The 13063-nt window shown below is 62.1% G+C and carries 14 protein-coding genes; 6 read left to right on the forward strand and 8 right to left on the reverse strand.

Translation table 11 applies throughout. The features are described from left to right. Positions 1-18: 18 nt before the first annotated feature. From NKH29_RS13025 to NKH29_RS13045, 5 genes are all read right to left on the reverse strand, one after another. The gene (locus NKH29_RS13025; protein ID WP_023717413.1) at positions 19-1050 is read right to left on the reverse strand and encodes a histone deacetylase family protein; all 1032 of its coding nucleotides are present in this window, start codon (positions 1048-1050) and stop codon (positions 19-21) included. After that, positions 1047-1556 (reverse strand): GNAT family N-acetyltransferase, encoded by a 510-nt coding sequence (locus NKH29_RS13030; RefSeq protein ID WP_352495812.1) that lies wholly within the window; start codon positions 1554-1556, stop codon positions 1047-1049. The genes NKH29_RS13025 and NKH29_RS13030 overlap by 4 nt, the downstream gene beginning before the upstream one ends. A 193-nt stretch (positions 1557-1749) precedes the next feature. Then, positions 1750-2679, reverse strand: a complete 930-nt coding sequence (gene kce, locus NKH29_RS13035; RefSeq protein ID WP_023717415.1) for a 3,5-dioxohexanoate:acetyl-CoA acetone transferase — start codon at positions 2677-2679, stop codon at positions 1750-1752. A gap of 10 nt (positions 2680-2689) precedes the next feature. Beyond that, positions 2690-4057 (reverse strand): aminotransferase family protein, encoded by a 1368-nt coding sequence (locus NKH29_RS13040; protein ID WP_352999710.1) that lies wholly within the window; start codon positions 4055-4057, stop codon positions 2690-2692. 1 nt (position 4058) lies between these two features. Beyond that, the gene (locus NKH29_RS13045) at positions 4059-5699 is read right to left on the reverse strand and encodes a N,N-dimethylformamidase beta subunit family domain-containing protein (RefSeq protein WP_352965218.1); all 1641 of its coding nucleotides are present in this window, start codon (positions 5697-5699) and stop codon (positions 4059-4061) included. 156 nt (positions 5700-5855) lie between these two features. Here NKH29_RS13045 and NKH29_RS13050 point away from each other — a divergent pair, with 156 nt between their 5' ends. From NKH29_RS13050 to NKH29_RS13070, 5 genes are all read left to right on the forward strand, one after another. Further along, positions 5856-6104, forward strand: a complete 249-nt coding sequence (locus NKH29_RS13050) for a ParB N-terminal domain-containing protein (protein WP_023717418.1) — start codon at positions 5856-5858, stop codon at positions 6102-6104. Between the two features lie 123 nt (positions 6105-6227). Next, positions 6228-6713 carry an SRPBCC family protein gene (locus NKH29_RS13055; RefSeq protein WP_352587676.1) on the forward strand — a complete coding sequence of 162 codons (486 nt, stop codon included), beginning with the start codon at positions 6228-6230 and terminating at the stop codon, positions 6711-6713. Between the two features lie 24 nt (positions 6714-6737). Then, on the forward strand, positions 6738-7694 hold the full coding sequence (locus NKH29_RS13060) for an alpha/beta fold hydrolase (protein ID WP_023717420.1): 957 nt from the start codon (positions 6738-6740) through the stop codon (positions 7692-7694). Positions 7695-7889: 195 nt separating this feature from the next. Beyond that, on the forward strand, positions 7890-8288 hold the full coding sequence (locus tag NKH29_RS13065; RefSeq protein WP_023717421.1) for a GFA family protein: 399 nt from the start codon (positions 7890-7892) through the stop codon (positions 8286-8288). Between the two features lie 118 nt (positions 8289-8406). Further along, positions 8407-8619 (forward strand): hypothetical protein, encoded by a 213-nt coding sequence (locus NKH29_RS13070; protein ID WP_023717422.1) that lies wholly within the window; start codon positions 8407-8409, stop codon positions 8617-8619. A 13-nt stretch (positions 8620-8632) separates the two neighbouring features. On the opposite strand, the gene NKH29_RS13075 is transcribed toward NKH29_RS13070, so the two are convergent. Next, positions 8633-9547 carry a hypothetical protein gene (locus NKH29_RS13075; protein WP_352999711.1) on the reverse strand — a complete coding sequence of 305 codons (915 nt, stop codon included), beginning with the start codon at positions 9545-9547 and terminating at the stop codon, positions 8633-8635. Positions 9548-9798: 251 nt separating this feature from the next. Here NKH29_RS13075 and NKH29_RS13080 point away from each other — a divergent pair, with 251 nt between their 5' ends. Continuing rightward, on the forward strand, positions 9799-10818 hold the full coding sequence (locus tag NKH29_RS13080; RefSeq protein WP_352999713.1) for a glycoside hydrolase family 25 protein: 1020 nt from the start codon (positions 9799-9801) through the stop codon (positions 10816-10818). A 284-nt stretch (positions 10819-11102) separates the two neighbouring features. Here the strand turns inward: NKH29_RS13080 and NKH29_RS13085 are convergent, their stop codons facing one another. After that, the gene (locus NKH29_RS13085) at positions 11103-11309 is read right to left on the reverse strand and encodes a type II toxin-antitoxin system HicB family antitoxin (RefSeq protein WP_023783899.1); all 207 of its coding nucleotides are present in this window, start codon (positions 11307-11309) and stop codon (positions 11103-11105) included. A gap of 12 nt (positions 11310-11321) precedes the next feature. After that, positions 11322-13058, reverse strand: coding sequence for an AIPR family protein (locus NKH29_RS13090; protein ID WP_352999714.1), 1737 nt, complete (start codon positions 13056-13058; stop codon positions 11322-11324). Positions 13059-13063: the final 5 nt, after the last annotated feature.

Consider the following 13063-nt stretch of genomic DNA (forward strand, 5'->3'; position numbering starts at 1 on the left):
GCGCGCCTCGCGGGCCGATCATCGCTTGTGGGCGCCGCCAAAACCGGTGAGGAAGGCGGTGAGATTGTCGCCGAGCTCGTCGCAGAGATAGCCGCCTTCCTGGACGATGACTGTCGATAGGCCGAGACCGGCGATGGCCTCGCCAATGCGCGAGAAACCGGGCGTGCTCACCGACAGCCCACCGAACGGATCGCCCTCGAAGGCGTCGAGGCCGAGCGCCACCACCAGCGCTTCTGGCGCAAAGGCGCGGATACGCTGGAAAGCCACGTCCAGTGCTTCGAGGAATGCGGCGTCGCCGGATTTGCGCGGCAGCGGCAGGTTGAGATTGTAGCCGAGGCCGGCGCCTTCGCCGCGCTCGTCGGCATGGCCCCAGAAAAACGGATAGAAGCGCACCGGGTCGGCATGCAGCGACACGGTGAGCACGTCCGGCCGGGCATAGAAGATGCCCTGCGTGCCATTGCCGTGATGCAGGTCGACGTCGAGGATCGCCACCCGCGCCGCTTGCTTGCGCAGAACCCGTGCGGCGACCGCCGAATTGTTGATGAAGCAGAAGCCGCCGGCGACCTCGGCAAAGGCGTGATGGCCGGGCGGACGGCAGAGCGCATAGGCTGAAGGCACGCCCGACATCACCGCCTCGGCTGCTTCAACCGCGCTCCAGGCGCTCCACAGTGCGCTCTGCCACGTCTCGCCGGAGATCGGGCAGGCGGTGTCGGCCATGTGGTAGCCGGCCTGGCCGACTGCCGAGGCAGGATAGGAGCCGTGCCGCGCGATCGGATGGATGTTGGGAATGACCTCGGCAGAGGCACCCTCGATGCGCTGCCAGCGCGCGAAGATATGCTGGAGGAAATCGAGATATTCGGGCGTATGCACCGCCGCAATCGGGCCGAGCCCGTGATCCCGCGGCCGTTCGATCGTGCAGCCGGCAGCCTTTGCGCCGGCTAGCAATCGCTCGACCCGTTCCGGCTTTTCCGGATTGGGCTGCGGCGCGCCGCTTGAGAGGAACGCCTTCGGGTCGTGGCGCTTCTGTTCTTCGGCATAGAAGGCTTTCATGTTGGCTCCTCCGGTGCATCGGCGAAGGCGAAAAAGGCGTCGCCGACGATCTTCTGCACCTGCTCGTAGCTCGACCAGGCAATGCCCAACCGTTCGTAAAAAGCCTTGGCGGTCTCGTTGTCGGTATCGACGGACAGCCTGAGATAGACGCCGCCTGCCTTCCGGCACTGCGCCGCCACCCGGCGCAGCAGGCGCTCGCCGATCCTGCGGCCGCGAAACCGGTCCTCGACGTAGAGGTCCTGCACATAGACGCCGGGTCGTCCCATCCATGTCGAGAAGATCGGAAAATGCAGGCAAAGCCCGGCAAATTCGCCGCCGACTTCGGCGATCAAGGTCGAGAAGGCAGGCTTTTCGCCAAAGCCATAGGTGCGGAGATCCGCAGCTGTCGAGGTGATCTCCTGATGTGCGCCGACATGCGCGCCGAGCCGTAGGAGTGCGGCGTGGATGGTTTCGACGTCCTCCACCCGGCCGGGGCGGATAAGCACGTTTGTGGATGGCGTACTCACGGCAGGCAGGGCGCCCAGGCACCCCCCTCTGTCCTGCCGGACATCTCCCCCTCAAGGGGGGAGATTGGATGTCGCGCCGGGTTTCGCGATTCACCAACGTTGCAGGATGGGCAGCGAGATCGAAGCTGCCGATCTCTCCCCTTGAGGGGGAGATGGCCGGCAGGCCAGAGGGGGGTGTGCCGGAGCGCAACCATCAGAACGCCACACGGTCGCCGCCCTTGAGCGCCAGCATCTGCCGCGCCTCGGCCGGCGTCGCGACGTCCAGCGACAGCCCGTCGAGCACGCTGCGGATACGGCGGACCTGGTCGGCATTGGACTTGGCCAGTTGGCGCCCGTCGTAGAGGCTGTCCTCCAGCCCGACGCGGACATTGCCGCCCATCGCCGCCGCAATCGAGATCATCGGCATCTGATGGCGTCCGGCGGCCAGCACCGAAAACTGGTAGCTGTCGCCGAACAGTTTGTCGGCGATGCGCTTCATGTGGATCAGGTTTTCGGGATCGGCGCCGATGCCACCGAGGATGCCGAACACGAACTGGATGAACAGCGGTCCCGACACCAGCCCGCGGTCGCGGAAATGCGCCAGCGAGTAGAGGTGGCCGACATCGTAGCACTCGAATTCAAAGCGCGTGCCGCAACCACGCCCAAGCTTCTCAAGCACCGTCTCCATGTCGGCAAAGGTGTTCTTGAAGATCGTGTCGCGGGTCGCCTCGAGCAGCTTCGGCTCCCATTCGTGCTGCCACTCCCGCGGCCGCTCGAGCATGGGGAACAGCGCGAAATTCATCGAGCCCATGTTGAGCGAGCACATTTCCGGCTCCGCCCTGAGCGGGGCGGCCAACCGCTGGTCGAGCGTCATCAGCGAGGAGCCACCGGTGGTGATGTTGATCACTGCGTCGGTCGCCTGCTTGATGCGCGGCAGGAACTGCATGAACACCTCGGGGTCGGCGGTCGGCCTTCCATCCTTGGGGTCGCGGGCGTGAAGATGCAGGATCGAGGCACCGGCTTCGGCGGCGGCGATCGCGTCGGCGGCGATCTGGTCCGGCGTCACCGGCAGATGCGGCGACATCGATGGTGTGTGCACCGACCCGGTGACGGCGCAGGTGATAATGATTTTTCGCGGCGCCATGGTTCGCCCCTCAGCCTTCGACCGGCAGGTCGAGTTCACCGGCCAGCACTTCGAGCGAGTCGCCGATGATGGCTACGATCTCGCCGATCTGCGCGGCGGTGACGATCATCGGCGGCGCGACCATGAAATTGTCGCCGTCGACGCCGCCCTTGACCTTGCGTCCGTAGATGATCAGTCCGCGCTCATAGGCGAGGTCGAGCAGCCGCTGGGTGGCCTTCTTTGCCGGCTCGATCGGCCTCAGCGTATCTGGGTCGGCGACCATTTCGGCACCTGTGAGCAGGCCCTTGCCGCGGACGTCGGCGATGAACGGAAACCGCTTCGCCAATCCCTTCAGCTCGTCCATCAAAAGCTTGCCCATATCGGCCGCATTGGCGATCAGGCCGAGACGGTCCATCTCGCCGAGCACGGCGAGCCCGGCGGCGCAGGCGAGCGGGTTGCCGGCATAGGTATGGCCATGCTGGAAGCCGCCCGATGCGAGCAATGGCTGCACCAGCCGCATCGGTGCCGCCAGCGCGCCGAGCGGCGCGTAGCCCGAGCCCAGCCCCTTCGACAGCGCAACGATGTCGGGCTTGCAGTTCCAGTGGTCGCCGCCGAGGAATTTTCCGGTGCGACCGGCGCCGCTCATCACCTCGTCATGGATGAGCAGGATGCCGTAGCGATCGCAGATCTCGCGGATGCGCGGATAGTAGCTGTCCGGCGCCACCAGTGCTGCCGTGGCAGCGCCGCCGACCGGCTCCATGATGAAGGCGAGCACGCTGTCCGGCCCCTCGGCGAGAATCTTCTCCTCCAGCGTGTCGGCATAGCGGATGCCGCGCTGTTCCATCGAAAGATTGTCGCGGTCGCGCCAGGCGATGGGCGCCGGCACGGTCGGCATCACTTGCATCATCGGCGCAAATGTTTCGGCCAGCGCATCGTCGCCGGTGACGGCGAGCGCACCCAGCGTGCCGCCATGATAGGACGGAAAACGCGTGATCACCTTCCAGCGGCTGGGCTGGCCGGTGGCGACCGCCCATTGCCGCGCCAGCTTGACGCAGGATTCCGTTGCCTCCGAGCCGCCCGAGACGAAAAAGATGCGGTCCAGGCCCTCGGGGAGTTTGGCCGCCAGTTGCCGCGCGAGCTCCTCGGCCGGTTCGTTCTCGAAATGCAGGCGGTAGGCGAAGGTGGCGCGGTCCATCTGCCGTTTCATCGCGTCGAGCACGTTGCGGTTGGAGTGGCCGATATTGGCGACCATCGGCCCGCTCGATCCGTCGATGAAGCGGCGGCCATCCTGCGTCCACATGTAGATGCCTTCGGCGCGGTCGATCAGCGGCCGACGCAGGCTGGACAGATAAAACAGATGCGAGGCTTCGCGGGCTTCCGGGACAGGGGGCTTCAGCATGTCATGGCTTTCCAAGATAGCGGTCGAGGACATTTCTGGTGACGCGCTCGACCATCGCGTCCTGCCTTAGCAGGCCGGCGACCCATTCGCAGCTTCCTGCGTGAAACACCTCGCCCTTGCCGCGCGGGAAATTGACGATCATGCCGTTGCCGCGTCTGACCTTGTCGAGATTGGCGTCGCTTGCCTCGCCGAACAGCGTTTCGGCGGTGAAGCGACCGTCCTCGTCGCCGAGGAACTGGTCCTCGAACGGAATGTCGGCGCTTTCCTCGACCTGGGCAGCCATGCCGACCGCGAGCACCTGCAGGCCGTCCGGTGCGCCGCTGTCGGGCGTGGGGTAGGGCAGGCCGCCGCGGATCTCGAAATCGAGCCCGTCGACCTCGTAGCCATAGACATGGCTGTCGGCGCCGAGCAGGTCGCCATAGTAGATGCCGGTGCCGGCAAACGCCCAATGCTCAGGCCGGTAGACCGGAAAGCCGCGTACGCCGCGCGGCGCGCAGCCGCCCCAGCCCGCATAGACGCCTCTTGTCGCGTTGAGGCCGAAGGTCGCCGCACCCGGCCGGCCGATTTCCGGCGCTTCCCAGGAATTGGTGGCGCGCCTTATATCGCCGCCGCGATAGGCCGGGTCCTCTGCGCGAGCGCGGTATTTGTAGCAGACCTGCCGGCGGCCTTCGTCCTCCAGCCTGGTCTGCCACATGAAATTGCCGGCGAAGCGCGCCGCATGGCCGCCGCGCTCGACATAGGTGTCGACCGCATCGCGCATCTCCCAGGTCCAGTATTCGTCGTGGCCGACGAAGACGACGCAGGCGTAGCCGTCGAGAATGTCGGGCGAAAAATGCAGATCGTGCTGGCTGGCAAGATCGACGGCGTAGCCGGCACGCTCGGCGAAGCGGAAGAAATGGCTGTCATAGCTTGCCCAGCCGGACGAGGCGTATTTCTTCGAATGGCCGGTGGCAAACGCCCATTCCATATGCGGATAGCGCGGCACGGTTTTCGGCGGCACGGCGACTTCGAGCGGCACGCGCGGCGCGTCCCTGGGCAGCACGACGAAGCCGCGGCACCAAGGCCGCTGCGTCGACACTATTCGTGCATACTGGTCGCGGCCTGGCCCGGTGATGCCTTCGTAATGGTTGGAACCGCCCCATGTGTTGTAGGCGAGCCAGGTGCCGGTGGCCGCGACCTGCAGCACGCGACCAAGCTTCTTGCCGGGCTGCGGCGCGACGATGAAAAGATGGTGGTAGCGGATCGGCTTGCCGTCGCGAGCGTCGGCTTCAAGCGTGACGCGATAGGCGCCGGACGGCCAGTCGTCGCCGATGCAAAATTCGAACGATGCTTCCCAGTCGCAGCCCTCGACCGAACACTGATCAGGCGTATCCTGCCAGCGCGCCGCGATCCCGGTCCTTTCGAATATCGTCGTTTCCGTACCGCCGTCGCGGACGATCGCGATGCCGAAACTGGCGGCCGTCGAGCTGACATGCAGCGCCACCATCTCGCCGGGGCGGTAGGAAAAACGGTCGCTGTAGCACCAGATTTCGCCGCGCCCGCCATCCATACCCGGCCATTCCCAGTAATGGCTGCGCACCGCCTGGCGTCGCTGCTCCGGCGTCAGTCCGAAATCGGGAAACTCGGTCGGCAGATGGTTCATGGACACCGCTAAGGTCGAAGGCCGCCATTTCGGCCATCCGCCGGCCAAGCGTCAATTGGAAACGATCGGGCCAGTCATCGCCGGGCTGCTCCCTTGGCCTTGCCGGACAAACAGACTATCTCACAAAACGCGGCCTTGTCCGCCACGGGAGCCGATATGCTGAGAGTGCAAAAGGTTAGGGTCAACGACATTTACGTGCCGACCGCGCGCAAGAAGACGCTGCATCCCGAGACCGTCCGCCATCTTGCCGAGGACATTCTGGAAAACGGCATGAATACGCCGATCCAGGTGCGCCATGACGGCAAGCGCCATATCCTGGTCGAAGGCCTGCATCGGCTCGAAGCGGCCAAGTGGCTCGGCGAGACTGAGATCGACGCCTATCTGGTGCAAGCCAAGCGCCACTGAAGCCACTCGGTTCCGTCGTTCGAATCTCCGGTTCCGCGGATTTTTTCTCGTGGACCGTGTCGGCTTGCGTCTTGTCGGTTCGTCCTAGACACGAAAGCCAAACCCGACATGTGAGGAAACACCATGACCACCAAGCTCGACATCGCCCCCAACTCCGACCGCGAGCTGGTTCTCGCCCGCATCATCGATGCACCGCGCGAGAACGTCTATCGCTGCTGGACCGAGCCGAAGCTGTTGACGCAATGGTTTGCGCCGAAGCCGTGGACGACGCCGCGCGCTGAGATGGACGTTCGCGCCGGCGGCACCAGCCTGGTCGTCATGGCCGGTCCCGACGGCAACGAGTTTGCGAACCCCGGCGTCTTCCTCGAAGTCGTGCCGGGCAGGAAGCTCGTCTTCACCGATGCCTATACCAAGGCGTGGGAGCCTTCCGCCAAACCGTTCATGACCGGCATTGTGACACTCGAGGACGAGGGCACGGGCAAGACCCGCTACGTCGCCCGGGTTGCGCATTGGTCGGTCGCCGACCGCGAACAGCACGAGAAAATGGGTTTTCACGAGGGCTGGGGCCAGTGCGCCGAACAGCTCGAGGAAGTCGCAAGGCGACTTTGATGCAAACGGGAGAGGGAGACTGACATGTCCAGATCGATATTTTTCGCCATTTTCGCTTCGGCCGCCGCGCTGTTTGCCGCGCCGGGCACCATCAACGCTGAGGAGGCCAAGCCCGCCATGACGACCGCAACCGCAACATTGCCGAAGCCGGAAAAATCCGGCCTGCTGCCGATCAACGGTTTGAACTATTATTACGCCGTCTATGGTAAGGGCGAGCCGCTGCTTCTGCTGCATGGCGGGCTCGGCACGACGGATATGTTCGCGCCGATCCTGCCGAAGCTTACCGAAAACCGCACCGTCATCGGCGTCGACCTGCAGGGCCATGGCCGCACCGCACTCGGCGACCGGCCGCTCAGCCTGGAGGCGATGGGCGACGACATGGCGGCGATCGTCAAGGCGCTCGGCTACGACAAGGTCGACGTCATGGGTTATTCGCTGGGTGGCGGCGTCGCCTTCCGCATGGCCGTGCAGCATCCCGAGGCGGTGCGCCGGCTGGTGCTGGTCTCGACCCCCTACGCCGCGGACGGCTTCTATGCCGAGATGCGTGGCCAGCAGGCACAGGTCGGCGCGGCGATGGCTGACATGATGAAGGACACGCCGATGTACAAATCCTACGTCGCCGTTGCGCCGCATCCGGAGGATTTTCCGAAACTCCTCGATCAACTTGGCGCCTATATGCGCAAGGACTACGATTATTCCGCCGACGTGCCGAAGCTGAAAATGCCGGTGATGCTGGTGTTCGGCGACAGCGACATGTACCGGCCCGAGCACGAGATCAAATTCTACCAGATGCTCGGCGGCGGATTGAAGGACGCCGGCTGGATGCGCGAGAACCTGTCGCAGAACCGCCTGGCGATCGTGCCGAACCGCACCCACTACGATGTGTTCTTCGCGCCGGAGCTCACAGCTGCCGCGCTGCCGTTCCTCAATGGCGAGACCAAGGTCAAGACCTGGGACGAAGTCGTCAACGAAACGAACTGACACGCAGTCAATTGTCTGCCGGCCGTCTCCCGCGAGACGGCCGGCATTTCGTCAATGAGGCCTTGGCGCGGCGCATCGGCCAGTCGTGTATCGGTCGCATCACAGCTATAGATGGCCCCATCAAAGCTTTTCAATTGACGCTACCGCGCCTATCGATAGGTATGCCGCCTATCCTCACAGGCAGGGACACGGGCGATGGCTGGGTATCAGGGCGGGTGTTTGTGCGGCGCGGTGCGCTACCGCGCCGAGGCAGCACCGATCAATGAGCGCGTCTGCCATTGCCGGTTGTGCCAGAAGGCGCTGGGTGCCGCCTTCAACGCGCGCATGCTGTTTCGTATCGACGATGTGACGGTCGACGGACCGCTGGCGATGGTGAATTCCTCGCCCGATCTCAAGCGCGGCTTTTGCCCGCGCTGCGGCACGACGATGTTTTCCCGGCGCGATTCCGCCGGCATCATCGGCGTCACCACCGGCTCGCTCGATGACCCCTCAGTGTTCAGGCCCGAGATGCATATCTGGACCGCCTCGAAGCAGCCCTGGGTGCAGATCGACGACGGCCTGCCGCAATATGAAGGCGCGCCACCTCCGGTTTGAGGTGAAATCTGGACAAAATTTAATCCAAAGCGACACGAGATAGCCGGCAAAGCGTCATTGGCGGGCCATCATTGCTGCCTATCTATTGCGTGCGGGCGGCAGTCGAGGAGGCGACGGAATGAACGACAGCATCAACACCCTGGACGAACTCTTGAGCGATCCGATGATCAAGCTGGTGATGGAGCGCGACCGCGTGCAACCGGCAGAACTTCGCACGCTGCTCGAAGAAAAGGTCCGCCGGGCGGACGATGATGTGGCGGTCAACGATCGTTTTGTACCGCCGGCCCACCTGATGGCCACGACCTGCCACAAGCTGTGGCTGTGCGGCTAGGGTCTTGAAGCGGTTAGCCGGAATTTGCCGGCAAATAGCTGTAATGGCTGCGGAAATAAGCGAGTTTGAAGCCGAGACGTGCATAGTTGCGATAGGCCGGCCCGTCGCGTTCGGCTTGCGGCGCCTCGATATCGGCCACGAACAGTTTTGCACCGGCCGCAAGTCCGTCGCGCACCATCGCTTCGCCGAGCATTGCATCGAGATCGAAGCTCGGCGCCATGATGCCGGGCACCGGCGCGTCGATGCCGCTCCAGGCCATGCCGTCGGCGCCGATGAACATCGAGCGCACCGCCGCCACCGCGCCGTCCCGCCGCAGCATGTAATGGCGCCAGCCGCGCCGGCCGGCCAGCGCCAGTAACCACGGTGAGGTCGGCAACCGGTATTGGCTGTCGATGAACCCAGCCCATTCCCTTGCCGTTGCCGGCGTCACCCGCTCGACCGAGACATCCTCCGTCGGGAAAAGCGGCTCCGCTGGCAACGGCGTGGCGTCGCGAAAGATGCGTTCCCAGCCTCCCTGACGCTGCAGGCCGCGCGCCTCGAGCCAGCAGCTGAGCGTCGCGGGCTCGGTGTGTGGGTTGGTGTAGAACCAGGGCCGCAGAATGCCGGCGTCGCGATAATGCCTCAGAAGCGTATCGAGCCGGCTCTCGGTGGCCGCGCTATCGACACCAAGGTTCTTGACGCAGTTGAAATGGATGAACGGGATCGTCGTGCAGGTGGTCCAGACGAGATCGCCATCTTCGGCGATGGCTAGGCCTTGCCTTGCGGCAAAGTCTGCCGGGGCGGCGCGATAGAGATCGAGCCAGGCATCGACCTCAGCGCGTTCGATGACGCGGCTGAGATCGCCGGATATCTCGTCGATCCCGATGGCGGGCGAGCGTGGCTCCGGCGTGACCGCCGGCTGCAATTCTGACAGGGCGGCGGGCTGCATAACTTCCTCCCAAGTAGTGCCTTACACCGTAAGATTAGTAGAGACTAATCTCATGCCATGAGTTGTCAAGCGGAGGCAGCGACATGGCCAAACGTTGGAGGGATAGCGCGCCTCCGTCCCGCCGACGTCTCGACGAGAGCCCTAACAATTCGATTCAAACTTTGTTGGTAGTTTCTTGTTAGGAATCCAGCTTGGTTTGTCCGGCGGCGTTGTCCTGCCTTCGGTCTGTTGTGTTTTGCGTACAGGTCCAGATGCGGTTATCAGGCGTCGTCATCTTCTCGATCGCAGCGCTGTGCCTTGCCGGCTGCACGTCGACCTCCAGCGTCGATGCGCTGCAAGTGCCGTCCAGCGAGACCACCAGCTCGGTTGTGCGGCCACCCGCGCCGGTGGCATCCGTGGCGACAACTGATGCTGCGCCCGCCTTTGCCGAACAGGAGCAGGACGAGCAGCCGGTCGCGATGGACGTACCCGATCAGGACGTCGAACCGCCGGCCGAGGTGATCGCGCTGATGTCGCCGCCGAAACGGCTGACACGCGCGGCACCGGCGATGCTTGCCGAGCCGGTCACGCGCTATGGTTTTCGCGACGCCAAGCCGATCAATTTCGGCAAGTCCTCCTCGCCAAGGCGCCTCGCCGTCCATGGCGTCGACGTTTCGCGCTGGCAGGGCAATGTGAACTGGCAAAAGCTGCGCGCCCAGGGCGCCAACTTCGCCTACATCAAGGCGACCGACGGCGGCGACCATCTCGACCCGATGTTCACCAGGAACTGGCGCAATGCCGACGCCGCCGGCCTCAAGCGCGGCGCGTACCACTTCTTCTATTGGTGCCGCACCGCCGGCGAGCAGGCCGACTGGTTCATCCGCAACGTGCCGAGGGTCGAGGGCGCGCTGCCGCCGGTGATCGACGTCGAGTGGAACGGCGAATCCAGCTGCAAGCGCCGCCCGTCGCGGCAAAAGGTGCTGGAGAAGATGCAGGTGTTCATGGACAAGCTCGAGCGCTACTACGGCCAGCGCCCGATCATCTACACCGCGCCCGACTTCTACCGTGACAATCTCAGGGGCGCCTTCCCCGATTATCCGTTCTGGCTGCGCGCCGTGGCCGCGCACCCGTCAAAGGTCTATCCTGGGCGCAAATGGCTGTTCTGGCAATATTCCGGCTCCGGCCTGTCGCACGGGGTAAGTGGCCGCATCGACCTCAACGTGTTCCACGGCGATGAGAAGGCCTGGCGCGACTGGACTGGCGGACGGCAGATGGTGGCGGAGGCGGAGTAGCACCGTCTGTCGGGTGCTTGGCTTCCACCGTCGGTATCCCGCCGCGGTCACGGCATGGATCCTAGGGTCTCCGCAACGTCGCTTCGCTCCTGCTCCGCCCTAGGATGACGAAGGGAGGGATGTTCCCGCCAATTACCGGCTTTGGCGATTGGCCTCCAGGCCCCGTGTCTTCGTCATCCTAGGGCGGAGCGAACGCGAAGCGGAGCGCAGACCCTAGGATCCATGCCGTGCCGTCGAAGCGAAACGCGCGGTGGTAGCTATCAGCCTTGGCTCGGCTGACGGCTCTACGCCTCTACATATTCCGCCAGGCTGACCCCTTTGGGCACATCCAGCCCATCGGCCCGCAGGCCTTCGATATGAAAGCGTATTGCGTCACGAATTTCGGCTTCAACCTCAGGCACCGTCGCACCGGTGGCGATGCAGCCGGGCAGATCCGGAACATAAGCGGAAAAATTGTTTCCGGCTTTTTCAATCACCACCGCGTAACGCATGTCATCGCTCTTCTAAGTTGGCCTGCTTGAGGATGCCGCTCGCACCTCAGAGAGTCCATCCATGTCAAATAGCTCAATCTGAACCGGATTAGCCTCATCCGGCTTGGAATTATTGTCGATAATCTTCAGGATTTCTTCCCGAGATCTAGCCAAACGAAAAAGTCGATAGTTTGCGACTTTCTGATTTCGCTCGACAAAAGTCCTCAAGATGCTGCTTGCCTTCTCGATCAAGCCAATAGCTATCGTCGTTTCTGACAACGGGATGGAAGCCCGGCGCATGAGTTCGCCAACGACGAATAGCAGATGAAAATGGCCTTCGATCAACCACGACTCTTCAAAAGAATTCCGGGTAATCGATGCCTGCCAAGCTAGGATCTCCTTTCTGCGGCGCTCGATCGCAGAATAACATTCGTGGGCCGCGATAATTATTTCGGGTGTTACGGCGTGGGGGTTGAATGCCTCCTCATATAGATCGCCAAATATATCGTTCGAGTTAGTTTTGCTCTTTGTCGGCTCGCCGCAGAGATACGCTAGGACAAGCTGGCCTGCTCTCGCTGCATCGATAGTCTTCATTCCTGGACGAGGTGCGTTCTCTCCACGCTTCCTGACATAGAAATAGTTGTGAGGCCGAAGACACTCGACCAGTTGGCGCTGTAGGTTGTCGTTTGCTCTTAGGTCGCGATTCAAAATGCGGCTCTGGGTGTTGCTTGCAAGGGCAACTCGCTCAATGAATGTACTATCGTTTGTTTCAATGATTTTCACATGAACATAGCCGTTGTTGAGGTCGGCCATGGTTCCGGTCGAAACTGCATGAATGACAGTCGCGGTTTGGCAGCCATTCACGATCTGAGGGTTCACCATCGTTATAGGATGTCTGCCATTGGCTACAGAAACTATCTGATCGCAAACGATTGTGAGACCGGAGTTCAAGAACCAAAAATCGCTTGCCTGTCCCGAAAGTAACGTCTCCCGGATTTCCCTATTAACCTCATTGTCCAAGCCAAGAAAATATCGAACATTTTGCCAGATTAATCGTTCGTCAAATGCCTGATTTTCTGCGCTGAGAAACTGAGTCAGTTCCTTCAGCGAGACCTTTAGCATAACAGCACGCTTGTTGGCTTCTTTTACGCTAAATGCCGCATCATCTGACGGAACGAGCTTCTTTTTGAACCGAGGCTTAGTGGCCTTTACAACGCCGTGAGATAGCTCAAACAATCCATACTCGAACAGCGCAATTTCGTGCCGGCTCAGAGCTTCAAATAATCGGTTGTGAGCATCTTTTTGAAGCGTTGCCTGATTTGAAAAGAGATGAATCGAGATTCGATAACTCTCTTGCGCGAAAATATCCCATATCTCCCTCACTTTTGCAGCTAGAGGGCCGTTACATGTTTTTAGCATTTCCTCGCGATTAAGGACGAGATCTTCGACAAAAGAGATTATTTTATCGATTTCGTCGCCAGGGAAATTCTTCCGAGAATTCTTATAAGAGACAACCGTCTTGCACGATCCAATATTTATTACCCGATTGTCATGGTCGATATACACAATATCGACGCCGCGGTCATCGAAGCCGTCTACAATGTACTCCTCGACTTCTGGCTGAGGTAAGCCAAAGACGGTTTCCAGAGCAAGTCTAGAGAATGCATTACTGCGCGAGACGCTAGCGCTCTCACGTTCCCGTATGCCGCTCTCAACGACGCCGAAATCTAGGATTGTCGGCGTCGTTGCATTTATGACTTTTGGGCTCAATCAAA

The organism is Mesorhizobium sp. M1295 (genome assembly GCF_040318135.1).
Lineage (GTDB): Bacteria > Pseudomonadota > Alphaproteobacteria > Rhizobiales > Rhizobiaceae > Mesorhizobium.

Coding starts and splice junctions, on each gene's coding strand:
- NKH29_RS13075 (WP_352999711.1), bottom strand. CDS start 9,547: ATGCAGCCCGCCGCCCTGTCAGAATTGCAGCCGGCGGTCACGCCGGAG.
- NKH29_RS13050 (WP_023717418.1), top strand. CDS start 5,856: ATGCTGAGAGTGCAAAAGGTTAGGGTCAACGACATTTACGTGCCGACC.
- NKH29_RS13060 (WP_023717420.1), top strand. CDS start 6,738: ATGTCCAGATCGATATTTTTCGCCATTTTCGCTTCGGCCGCCGCGCTG.
- NKH29_RS13070 (WP_023717422.1), top strand. CDS start 8,407: ATGAACGACAGCATCAACACCCTGGACGAACTCTTGAGCGATCCGATG.
- NKH29_RS13085 (WP_023783899.1), bottom strand. CDS start 11,309: ATGCGTTACGCGGTGGTGATTGAAAAAGCCGGAAACAATTTTTCCGCT.
- NKH29_RS13080 (WP_352999713.1), top strand. CDS start 9,799: ATGCGGTTATCAGGCGTCGTCATCTTCTCGATCGCAGCGCTGTGCCTT.
- NKH29_RS13045 (WP_352965218.1), bottom strand. CDS start 5,699: ATGAACCATCTGCCGACCGAGTTTCCCGATTTCGGACTGACGCCGGAG.
- NKH29_RS13065 (WP_023717421.1), top strand. CDS start 7,890: ATGGCTGGGTATCAGGGCGGGTGTTTGTGCGGCGCGGTGCGCTACCGC.
- NKH29_RS13040 (WP_352999710.1), bottom strand. CDS start 4,057: ATGCTGAAGCCCCCTGTCCCGGAAGCCCGCGAAGCCTCGCATCTGTTT.
- kce (WP_023717415.1), bottom strand. CDS start 2,679: ATGGCGCCGCGAAAAATCATTATCACCTGCGCCGTCACCGGGTCGGTG.
- NKH29_RS13025 (WP_023717413.1), bottom strand. CDS start 1,050: ATGAAAGCCTTCTATGCCGAAGAACAGAAGCGCCACGACCCGAAGGCG.
- NKH29_RS13055 (WP_352587676.1), top strand. CDS start 6,228: ATGACCACCAAGCTCGACATCGCCCCCAACTCCGACCGCGAGCTGGTT.